This window comes from Paenibacillus glacialis (assembly GCF_001637205.1).
Lineage (GTDB): Bacteria > Bacillota > Bacilli > Paenibacillales > Paenibacillaceae > Paenibacillus_AQ > Paenibacillus_AQ glacialis.
This window is the reverse complement of record NZ_LVJH01000047.1, coordinates 1-10002: the sequence shown is the minus strand read 5'-3', so window position 1 is coordinate 10002 and position 10002 is coordinate 1. Positions and strand designations below refer to the sequence as shown.

The window sequence follows — 10002 nt, the reverse complement described above, 5'->3', positions numbered from 1 at the left end:
CCGTAGATGCGGTCCAAGCATTGCGTAAAACCGCAGATATGGCATCCGGGTTCGCCAGCGGAGGTCTGGGGAAAGTGTTTACCAATGCGAGGAAGATGGCAAACAACCTCGGTCTGGGCGAGCAAGTGATGAAGCTGAAGAACGTGATGCAATCCCTAGCGATGAAGAGTCCTAAAATGGCATCAGTCTTGTCGACATCAGGCCATGTGGCGACACAGTACGGTAAGAGTCTAGTAATGGAACAAGCGATGCAAGAGGGAATGCGGTATGAATTCGTCGGAGACCTTGTCGAGAGGCTGGGCGGAGACAAGATGCGTGCTGCGCTAACATGGGTATCCATTGTATCAGGTTCCAAGCGTAGTGGAGGAAGTAACAAATCGGGCATCGTTGATGGGGGAGGTAGTTCCTCGGGCGGTGGATCTGGGAAGAATAAGTCGAAGAAGGATACGGAGAAGAGCAAGAAGGCCGAGGATACGTTATCAACAGATAAGAGCAAGAATAAAGATCAAGGAACGAACGGTAAGCAATCGAGTGAAGGTAAAGAAAAGAATAACATTACTGGTGAAACTAACAGTACTAAGGCTGGGAAGAAAATTCATAAGGAAAAGGCAGATGAACGTCGTGCTAGTGGTGAGTATGATACCGTCAATGAGCCTCTAAAGGATAATGATGGGAACATTATTGAAGTTCCAAAGAGAATAGATAAAAATGGCGAACCATCAAAAAAATATCAAAGATCTATACCAGATGCTGTTCAAGGACCACCAAAAGGGAATATCATTGATGATAAACCCGTCGGCAGACCAATTTCAAAAGATAAACAAGAAATCCGCAGGTTTATTGATGCCTATAAACTAAAGTATGGAGAACCTCCAAAACAAATTATAATAGAAAGATATGATCCAAATACAGGAGCTTCAGTAGGACGGGAAATCTATGATCCTGATGATTTTAAAATCCCATGATGGGTAGGAGGAATCTATGGTCTATGATGTACAAGGCTTATAATGAAAATAATGTTAGGGTTACTGTTTCAGATGAACAATTAAATGAGGCTTTTCGACAGCATGGTGAGGAATTGCCTATAGAGATAGTAATAGCTATGGGTGCTTCGCACAATAAAATGTTTGTTCCGAGACTACATGAAGCTCTATTTCATCGAACACAGCGAATAAGAATTAAAGCCATGCAGAGCCTCCTAAGTCTAAATAATATTGAAAGTGTCTCTATACTTCGGGAAAAGGAAAAAGGATTTTCAGAAGAAGACTTTAATGCTTCAATAAGCGAAAAGGCGATTCTCCAGTCTGTTATTATTCGTCTTGAACACGGTCCTAGTGGTGCTGAAGAGGCATTTTTCAAGGGGGAAATCCATCCTATTGTTAAGACCAACCTATTATATAATTATTCTAGTCACATGGTTTTTACATCAGAGGATGTGCAATTTATTATTAATGCTCTTGAAGCATATGTCCATAAAAGTGAAGCATGGATGCAGAAAATGAAAAAAGACGATTATGAGGATGTTATTATTAAAGGCTTAGAGGCACTTTGGAGCGCATCTGAAGAAAGTAACTTCTTTAGTATGTTAAATAAGAAATTTTATGAGAAATTAGTTGAGTTAGGGTCGCAAATTTTGAAAATGAAAATCGATTCTTATGCAAAGGAAGTGATTTCAATTTTTGCAAAAGCTCTTTCACCTCAATATGCCTATGCGATGCTAGAACCTATCATGAATGGACGAGCAAAGGGAGATGTTCGAAAAGAATTAGAAAAATCACTTCTGATCCTTCAAGAAAAGGAACAGGAGTGATATTATGGCAATGGAACATAAGGCGTATTTATTTGATACGGATGCTTTTAGTGAAGAACTAGGTGAAATCATAATTGCTTCTGGTGCAACAAATGATATAGATTCATTAAAGGCGTTTATTACAAAAAATATGGGTAAAGTACGATCTGTATACACAGGTGAGTTGTTGAATAATGAGTGGGAAAAGGAAATAGAGAACGGCAGTGTTCAAGAACTCACTGATTTTGCAATGACATGTTATTATTCACCCGAAGAGGAATTAGGATTTTCTTATACATGGGATGCGTTATTAGAAGCATTAAGTATGGTGTCTCCTAAATTTCATCCAGATTATTATATTCTTGGTCGTCAACTAGAATCGGGAGGGTTTACACTTAATCCAGGTGGGATGGGATTAGGGTTTGTTTACGCTGATGATATTCCTAGTATGTATAATGAACTGATTGATTTAAAACAAAAGTTTATTGATAATGGTATGCCATCATCAAATGATTTAGTCTATCAGATAACGTTTCCTGAATTAATCGAGGCTTATGACGAACTCATAATACTGTATAAGGAAGCAAAAGAAGCGAAATGTGGTTTATTAATGACCTTTTAATACCGTATTTAAACATCTTATCTAGTAAGTGTATTCACACAAAATGCTAACCAATAACATTAAGTTAAATAGGTCGATTATGGTCAGATACCACCATGATTGACCTGTTTTTTGTTATGTTGGTTTTCTCGCAGTTATTATAAATATATCGTAACAATGTAACGAATCTAGTATTGCTGATAGCGGGGGCAGTTCAGACGGAGGATTTGGAAGAAGGATACCGATAAGAGTAAGAAGGATAAAGAGACAACGACACCGAAGAAGGCTGGAGGTACGGAAGAGAAGGTAGATAAGAGCAAGAATAATCAGGGAAGCAGTGGTTAAGAGTCTGATAAAGGGAAGGATTCTGGCACTGACGAAACGAGAAACCCATCAAAAGAAGAAATTGACAAAGCTATGGAAGATGTGGAAAGAAATCAACCACCATATAACAGAGCGCCTAATCAACCGAACAAATATAAAAGTAAATTGAGAAATGAAGATGGCACGACAACGAATACGTTCATTTCAACTAAAAATGGTAAGTAAAACAAGGTATGTTATGATAAAAACGTATTTCCAGAGTTTAACTCAAAATATGAAATCTCCTTACCTGAAAAGTTGTACTTGGAATCAGATGGAGTACAATTTGATTACTTATCAAAAAATCTTTATAAGGAAATTACAAAGAATCCAGATCTAGTTAAAAAAATTACTGAAGTGGAAATAGAACTCTTAAAATCTGGTAAAGTGCCATAAACATTGACATGGCACCATCACCAAGATAGTGGGAAGATGCAGATTGTCGATTATTTTGAACACCAAGTTGCTGGTCATACTAGTGGAAGAGCTATTTGGGGTGGAGGAGAGTCCGGTAGAAAAGGTGAACTAAAAAAGTATTTTGGAGATGTTATCATGGGAGTAAGTAGATGGTTATTTGTAGATGGGCCTGTTGAAGAAAATATCATGAATACTGTTGAGAAATCGTTCGGAGTTAGTTTTCTATCTGACTATAAAGAGTGTGTTATTAAGTTCAATGGTGGTTACCCTGAACCCAATAAATTTGATTTCGACAACGGAATTCAAGGAGTATTCAATGATTTGATTAGTTTTACTAATGAAGATTTAAACATTCAAATGTTCTATAACTTTAATCTGGATACTTTTACTAGAGGGATAGTTCCTTTTGCGAGAGATCCATTTGGAAACTTACTTTGTTTTGATTATCGTGAATCTAAGAAAGAACCACAAATAATATTTTATAATCACGAAGAAAGCGATTTTGTCTTAATTTGTAATTCGTTTACGGAATTGTTAGGAAGAATGTACTCTATAGAAGATGAGGAGGGGTAATATTGGAGATGAATTTTGAATATTCATTTGAAAAAATCAGTTGTAAAGATGTTGAAAATTTTGAGAAAATAAGAAATGTAACACTTCCTTATGACTATAAACAATTTTTATTGCTAAACAATGGTGGAAAGCCAATTAAAAGAAGATTCCAAAGTAAAGATGGTAAAATCACTTCATCATTAATGATGTATTTTCCTATATCGGAAAGTGTTGAAATAAGCTTAGATGAGAAGTATAAAATATATTCAATTGGTAAAATAGTTCCTTCTAATTTTCTTCCTATAGGTATAGATCCTGCTGATAGCTTAATCTGCTTGTCGGTATCAGGGAATGACATAGGAAAGGTATACTTTTGCGATATGGATTATTTTGAAGAGGATAATGAACTAAAGAAAGAATTCATTAGCTTAATATCTAATAGCTTCACAGAATTTACAGGTTCGTTATATATACCTGAATAAAAATTATTATATAAAGGTGACTAATTAGGTTTAAATGGTCTCGTTATTCAGCGTATCTTAAAGGAGCTTCTCACAAGGTTTAACGACCGAGAGATAGCTTCTTTTTTATATCTCATTTTTAAAAGTATGATGGAAGGAGGCTAATTCCCTACTTCTAGATGAGGGCGCTGGAAAAAACTTTGATTTAAAATATTTAATGAAACTCAGATAACTTTTCTCCCCTTGGGTGGAAGTCTGTTAAGAGAGTTTACACAAAAGATTTGACAGACCCTAGAGATGTTAAAAAAGTACCTGTTGGAACGATTATAAAAATTATTGTGAAGAGGTAAATTTATGAATAATCAGCTAAGGAAAATTATAAATACTGCCAAGAACGTTTTAAGATCAAATACAACAAATATGACCTTTGGGATTATTGAGGATGGTATAACAGTAGATGCACTTAGTGTTAATCAAGAGTTAATTAATGGTTCCAATCAAAAATTTCAACAATATGTTGAATTTGTACAAGTAGTCTCAGGTTTTTCATTAGGAAGTATAGTATTATTCGAATATCCGGTGATTAAAGATTACCAGAATTTATTAGACTTTCAGCCTGATTGGGAAACTAACTGGTTATGTGTGGGCAAGATTATGTCTGAACCACTAGGCATAAATAAGATGGATGGAAATGTATATTGGTTTTCGGAAATACCTTATAGTGATGAAGGATTATGCCTTGGCACATTTAATGAATTTCTTGAAGAGTATGTATTTGGTAATAAATATTCCGAAATTATCCCATGGGTAGATGAAGATGATTGGTATCAGTTTATAATTAAGCATGGTCTTATCTTCGAAGGTGAAAATAATGACAATGAATGATAAAAAGATAAAAGCTATTTTAAAAAGGACACTGGGAAGCAATTATCAAATAAGCACGTATAAAGAAGATGTAATTAAAAGTGTATATAGATTATACGGACGAAAGGATCCCGAAGGAGCGCGGATTCTTATAAATCAAATAAGGAATTATAAGGAAGTTGGTTTTATTCACTCCTTGATTTTAGGGGGAGCTGAGACGAGAAGTAATCTTCAGCTTATTGACTCAAAGACAAGCAGGATAATAACAAAACAAATCTGGGATCAAGTGGGGAAGTGAATATAGGAGGAGTATCATTGAATCAGAAAATAACGCAGTTTATCAATCTGTTTAAAAAACATTAGAGGAATATCCAGAAACATTCATTTTCGGGTGTGTTAGCAGTGGTATATCCTTTGATGAACTAAAAAATGAAGAATTCTTATTAAATTTTAATAAACCTGTACTTAAAGCTTATATTGATTTTCTTGAAGAAAGTGCAGAGTCATGCTTTGGTAATATTGTTTTATTTAACCTAAGAAATCTACACGAATTTCAATATTATGTGGAAGAAATACAAAGTCCTCAAAAGGACTGGATCTGTATTGGAAAAATCATTTCCGATCCACTAATGATAAATAACTATACTGGGGAAGTACACCTTTTTAGTGAAAGAGAAGGGATTTAAGTATCATTTACATGTAAGAGATATTGGGCAACCTACACATCTCCTATCAACTTACTTTTATTCCTAAGTCGAGAAAGAATACGCTAAAAGTTCATTTCTATTCATGGCTAAAGCCAATAAAGGATTACGTCTGAGAAATCATATTATATTTGTACGATGTGATGTGGCGTGTGACATTCCGTTACCTATATCGGAATTGTTCACTTTACTTACAGGGTGGAAAATGCACACTTGGAAAGGAACTCGCTACTCCAACAAGAAACATCAACGGCAAATAGCAGGGTATAGCCGAGTGTACGATAAAAAGAGTCAACTGATGAAACAGTATGGAAAGGTAGTTGGAGGGATCACCATCAGGAAAATTATTTCCTAGGAGGTAATAATAATGGCGAATTTTGAGTTTGTAAATAATGTGGAAAACAAAACTTATAAGTTACTCGAAGAGGATATTTTAAAGGCTGAGAACAGATTAGGGATTAGTTTCCCAAATGACCTCAGACAATTATACTCAGAAATTGGCTATGGTTTTATTAAGGGTCAAAGTGCTAATGCGATAAATCGGATACTGGGACCGGGAACGGTAGTAGATATTAGATTAAGAGAAGGTATTTTTGAGTTTGATCCAGATTTAGATGATATTTATGATGATGAGGATAAACTTATTTTTTTTGAAGTGAACGAAGGTGTATATTTAACTTTAGACATGCAATTGAAAAATACTCCGGTTTTTTATTTTGACACTCAGATAGCTGACTCATTAGAGGATTTTTTTGAGAAGTTTCTTAATGACAATGAATACTACATGGATTTAATTGAGTAATAGTCCATAAAAAGGATATGAAATTTACAGAAAATTATTTGAACAGTATTCAAGAAAAAGATACATGATATTTTAATTTGGTGTACATTTTATTTACAAGTTCCTACAATAGAGGTAATCCACAAGCTTAATATTTTTAAAGGCTTATTCTACTTGATATATGAGTAGGAGTAAGCTTTTTTTTGCATCCTGCGGTGAGAGTAGTATCGTCATCGATGGAATAAGTGACATCCAGGCGACGGAAGTCAAACTTTCAGGACAAACGAAATGTGCCGTGTATGTCGAAGATATGGAACCAGAACCGGAACCGAAGAAAAAGAAAAGCTTCTGGGAGAAAGCCCTAGACATCACGCAAGTAGTGCTCGATGTGGCAGGGCTGATTCCAGGTATCGGAGAAGTAGCGGATTTAGCGAATGCGGGAATATACCTAGCACGTGGAGACTACGCGAACGCAGCCCTATCTGCGGCAGCGGCAATTCCGTTCGTAGGCTGGGGTGCAACGGCAGCGAAGGTCGTAGGCAAAGGGATTAGTAAAGTTAATGCAGGTAAGAAGTTGGTGCAGGCAACAACATGAGCCGTAGATGCGGTCCAAGCATTGCGTAAAACCGCAGATATGGCATCCGGGTTCGCCAGCGGAGGTCTGGGGAAAGTATTTACCAATGCGAGGAAGATGGCAAACAACCTAGGTCTGGGCGAGCAAGTGATGAAGCTGAAGAACGTGATGCAATCCCTAGCGATGAAGAGTCCTAAAATGGCATCAGTCTTGTCGACATCAGGCCATGTGGCGACACAGTACGGTAAGAGTCTAGTAATGGAACAAGCGATGCAAGAGGGAATGCGGTATGAATTGGTTGGAGATTTGGTCGAGAAATTAGGCGGAGATAAGATGCGTGCTGCATTAACATGGGTATCCATTATGAATGGTTCCAAGCGCAGCGGCGGAAAAAATAATTCTTCTGGTATTACAGATGGTGGAGGCAGCTCCTCAGGTAGTGGATCTGGGAAGAAGGATAAGACGAAGAAAGATACGGAGAAGACTAAGAAGGAAGATACAGATAAGACCAAGAAAGAAGATACGAGTAAGAAAGATAAAGATAAACCTAAGTCGAAGAAGGAAGAGACGAATAAGCCAGATAAGACGAAGGGTCCCGAGCCGAGTAAGAAGGATAAAGATTCAACGACATCGAAGAAGGAGGGGGATAAGAAGGATTCGTCAGGTAAGAGCAAGAATAAAGATGATGGAACAATCACTGTCAAGAAATATGGTGAGTGGAAGAATGATAAATCAGGAAAACAAAAGCATCATCTAAACCAAGATGCTGCGTTTAAAAAAGACGGAAACGGTAAAGAGGTAATTCCATCAGAAGAGGGTTATACCATTGAATTAGAAGGGAATGCATTTAAAGATATTGGTTCACCACACTTTATGGCACATAAAACAATGGAAGAGTTCTTTCACAGATATCGAATAGGAGATAAAAAAGGTTCAATACCCACAAATGCAGAATATAATGTAGCATTGTATAAATCGTTAAGAAAAGCAGGACTGACTGAGAAGCAAGCATTAGATGTGGTTGAAAAGGGAAGAGAGCAAAGATTAAAATATGGTTTGAAAGATGATGATCCCATACCTAAAATACCAGGACAGATAAATTCCATCTATAAATATCTTTTTCAGCCAATAAAACTAAAATAAGGAGTAGTGAGTTATGAAATCAGTCAAAGAATTCTATGATGAAAAGATTGCTAAAATAGATTGGTTCAGCAATTGTGGAAATGAAATTAACATTATCACTAATCTTGATTTTATACATGTGAATAAATGGCGGGATGTAGAAAAAAATATCAATTCAAATTGGGACAATCTTAAACTTCATATAAGAAATAGTTTAACATCATCCCTCCATGAGAATTGGCGTGAAGAGTACAGGGAATGGAATAATATTACTTTAGAGGCGAAATCATTATTGAAAAACGGAGTGCTAAATGAGCTTTCAACATTTATACAAGAAAATAAATTAAAAAATTCTGTATACGAAAGTGTTGAATGGGACTTGCTTACTGCTATGATGGAATATGCATATAGTCCGTATGTAAAACTAGGTTTTCATACTGAGTTATTTAAAGTTTATGAGTCAGGACATATTCCCTGTGGTTGGAAAGGAAAGTGGCCTCAAGGAAGTCTATTGATATTTTAATTCTAAATGCCCCATTAGATAACCTTGTTTACTGATAGGCACTAAATATTAAAAATGATTAATAGGAGTGGAAAATCCCTTGGAAGAAAACGAGAAATTACTAGAACACTATAAGAAGTATATTGGGGATCAGAGCTTAATAAATGTGGAAACTATTTCAGATAGTATTAATATAAATTTAATCATTTTTAAAGCAAATGATAATAGAAACTATCATACCATCATTACTTCAGGAATGAGTCTATTACCTGCTGATGTTCCAGAAGATGATAACGAGTGGAAATATACAGAGTTAATGATGTATCTTCCTTCATCTTGGCCTGTTAATAAAGAAGGTATAGAAAAATTTAATGAGTATTGGCCATTTGGTTGGCTTAGAAAGCTTGGAAAGTTCCCACTGGAAAAAGAAACTTGGTTTTGTTATGGAGATACCATTCCTAACGGTGATCCCCCGGAACCAGTTGCACCAAACAATAAGTTTACGAGTATGTTACTGTTACCTCCAATCCGGGAAAATGAAGACTTTTATTCTGTGAGGGTCAGTGAGGAGAAAACAATTCGCTTTGTAGTAGTCTCTCCAATATATCAGGAAGAATTAGAATATAATCTGACACATGGGTTGGAGGCACTTCTTGAAAAATTTGATGAGTATGATGTAAATGATATAGTTGACGTATGTAGAGTAAATACCTGTGAATCTAAAGATCTAATCACAGACTAATCCAACCATACACTTATAAACAATTTGAAAAAATATAAAGGTTTATTCTCTTGAACTATGAGTAGGAGTAAACCCTTTTTTTTGTATGTGAAATAATATGAGTGGTAAGACAAGTACAGGTTAGAAACGGAAATTGTGATCATTTGGCTGTAGCAGAAAGTATATTATGAAGAGATTTCACGGGAATCAAGCTTACTAGAGTGAAACAAGAGACGAACCATTAATGGCGCATCCATACACTACGAGAGAAACGGCAGCAGCGAGTGATGTGTAGTAATGGCCAAACGTAATGTGCCGTGTATGTCGAAGATATGGTACCTGAGCCACCGAAGAAAAAGAAAAGCTTCTGGGAGAAAGCACTAGACATCACGCAAGTGGTGCTCGATGTGGCAGGACTGATTCCAGGTATCGGAGAAGCAGCGGATTTACTGAATGCGGGAATATATGCGGCACGTGGAGACTACGCGAACGCAGCGCTATCTGCGGCAGCGGCAATTCCGTTCGTAGGCTGGGGTGCAACGGCAGCGAAG

The 10002-nt window shown here is 36.4% G+C and carries 14 protein-coding genes and 1 pseudogene; all 15 read left to right on the top strand.

Annotation, left to right across the window (positions count from 1 at the left end; all coding sequences use genetic code 11):
• The coding region (locus PGLA_RS28175; RefSeq protein WP_068536100.1) for a hypothetical protein at window positions 1–965 on the top strand (965 nt) is incomplete at its 5' end.
• Window positions 966–988: 23 nt separating this feature from the next.
• A complete protein-coding gene (locus PGLA_RS19565; protein WP_068536098.1) occupies window positions 989–1810 on the top strand; it encodes a hypothetical protein in 822 nt (273 codons plus the stop codon).
• 4 nt (window positions 1811–1814) lie between these two features.
• The gene (locus PGLA_RS19560; protein ID WP_068536096.1) at window positions 1815–2411 is read left to right on the top strand and encodes a hypothetical protein; all 597 of its coding nucleotides are present in this window, start codon (window positions 1815–1817) and stop codon (window positions 2409–2411) included.
• 600 nt (window positions 2412–3011) lie between these two features.
• A pseudogene (locus tag PGLA_RS29170) lies at window positions 3012–3170 on the top strand (HNH endonuclease); the annotation flags it as partial.
• Window positions 3171–3185: 15 nt separating this feature from the next.
• The gene (locus tag PGLA_RS19555; RefSeq protein ID WP_245700184.1) at window positions 3186–3743 is read left to right on the top strand and encodes an SMI1/KNR4 family protein; all 558 of its coding nucleotides are present in this window, start codon (window positions 3186–3188) and stop codon (window positions 3741–3743) included.
• Window positions 3743–4204, top strand: coding sequence for an SMI1/KNR4 family protein (locus PGLA_RS19550; RefSeq protein ID WP_145939617.1), 462 nt, complete (start codon window positions 3743–3745; stop codon window positions 4202–4204). Before PGLA_RS19555 ends, PGLA_RS19550 begins: the two co-directional genes overlap by 1 nt.
• Window positions 4205–4537: 333 nt before the next feature.
• Entirely contained in the window at window positions 4538–5068 is a 531-nt protein-coding gene (locus PGLA_RS19545) for a hypothetical protein (protein WP_068536094.1), read from the top strand.
• Window positions 5061–5345, top strand: a complete 285-nt coding sequence (locus PGLA_RS19540) for a hypothetical protein (RefSeq protein ID WP_068536092.1) — start codon at window positions 5061–5063, stop codon at window positions 5343–5345. Before PGLA_RS19545 ends, PGLA_RS19540 begins: the two co-directional genes overlap by 8 nt.
• 491 nt (window positions 5346–5836) lie before the next feature.
• On the top strand, window positions 5837–6106 hold the full coding sequence (locus PGLA_RS28170) for a hypothetical protein (protein ID WP_161487965.1): 270 nt from the start codon (window positions 5837–5839) through the stop codon (window positions 6104–6106).
• A 12-nt stretch (window positions 6107–6118) separates the two neighbouring features.
• Window positions 6119–6553 (top strand): SMI1/KNR4 family protein, encoded by a 435-nt coding sequence (locus tag PGLA_RS19535; protein ID WP_068536090.1) that lies wholly within the window; start codon window positions 6119–6121, stop codon window positions 6551–6553.
• Between the two features lie 160 nt (window positions 6554–6713).
• Window positions 6714–7127 (top strand): hypothetical protein, encoded by a 414-nt coding sequence (locus PGLA_RS28415; protein WP_068536088.1) that lies wholly within the window; start codon window positions 6714–6716, stop codon window positions 7125–7127.
• Between the two features lie 21 nt (window positions 7128–7148).
• Window positions 7149–8249 (top strand): hypothetical protein, encoded by a 1101-nt coding sequence (locus PGLA_RS27060; RefSeq protein ID WP_084411306.1) that lies wholly within the window; start codon window positions 7149–7151, stop codon window positions 8247–8249.
• 13 nt (window positions 8250–8262) lie between these two features.
• On the top strand, window positions 8263–8751 hold the full coding sequence (locus tag PGLA_RS19520; RefSeq protein WP_068536086.1) for a hypothetical protein: 489 nt from the start codon (window positions 8263–8265) through the stop codon (window positions 8749–8751).
• 79 nt (window positions 8752–8830) lie between these two features.
• Complete coding sequence (locus PGLA_RS19515) at window positions 8831–9472, top strand: suppressor of fused domain protein (RefSeq protein ID WP_161487964.1); 642 nt, start codon at window positions 8831–8833, stop codon at window positions 9470–9472.
• 296 nt (window positions 9473–9768) lie between these two features.
• On the top strand, window positions 9769–10002 hold a 234-nt coding region (locus tag PGLA_RS19510), incomplete at its 3' end, for a hypothetical protein (protein ID WP_161487963.1).